Origin of the sequence: Hydrogenophaga pseudoflava NBRC 102511, from assembly GCF_001592285.1 — a bacterium.
Taxonomy (GTDB): Bacteria; Pseudomonadota; Gammaproteobacteria; order Burkholderiales; family Burkholderiaceae_C; genus Hydrogenophaga; species Hydrogenophaga pseudoflava.
The window spans coordinates 1-818 of sequence record NZ_BCWQ01000042.1 but is presented as its reverse complement, the minus strand read 5'-3'; the positions used below and the strand labels follow the sequence as shown (position 1 = coordinate 818).

Here is an 818-nt window from a genome sequence, read left to right as displayed (position 1 = left end):
GCCTGCACGGTGTGCGCGGTGACCTGGTGGCGCGTGGCCGCAAGGTGCGCGAGCGCATCCTGCAGTGGACGGGCATCCCGACCTGCATCGGCATGGCGCCCACCAAGACGCTGGCCAAGCTGGCGAACCACATCGCCAAGAGCGCCGAGCGCAAGCCCGGCAGCTACCCCAGGGAGCTGGCCCAGGTGTTCAACCTGGCCGCCCTGCCCGCCCAGGACCTGGACGACGTGCTGCAGGCGACCGACGTGGGGGATGTCTGGGGAGTAGGTCCGCGCATCTCCGAACAGCTCAGGGAAGGCGGCATCCGCACGGTGCTGGACCTGACCCGGATGGACCCGGCGACAGCGCGCCGCGGCTGGAGCGTCACGCTGGAGAAGACGGTGCGGGAGCTGCAGGGCCAGCCCTGCATCGATCTGGACGATGCACCGGGCCCCAAGCAGCAGATCGCCTGCACACGCTCGTTTGGCAAGCCGGTTCACCAGCTCGGACCGCTGATCGAGGCGGTGAGCGAGTTTGCAGCGCGGGCGGCGGAGAAGCTGCGGAAACAAAACTGCCTGGCCACCGAGCTGCTGGTGTTCATGCACACCTCACCCTACCGACCTGGTCCCCAGTGCTCGCGCAGTGTGGTGGTGCCGCTGCGCAGACCGACCGACGACACCCTGGCGCTGGCCAAGGCCGCGGCCGATGGCATGCGGTTCATGTACGTGGCCGGCTACCAGTTCATCAAGGCAGGGGTGATCCTGGTCGACCTGCAGCCGGCCAGCGTGCAGCAGAGGGAGCTGGACCTGGGCGACCCGAACGAGCCGCCGGCCACACGA

At 69.1% G+C, this 818-nt stretch carries 1 protein-coding gene; it reads left to right on the top strand.

The window, feature by feature from the left end; all coding sequences use genetic code 11:
• Nucleotides 1–818: DinB/UmuC family translesion DNA polymerase (locus HPS01S_RS21380; RefSeq protein ID WP_443093510.1), on the top strand; the 818-nt coding region annotated here is incomplete at both ends.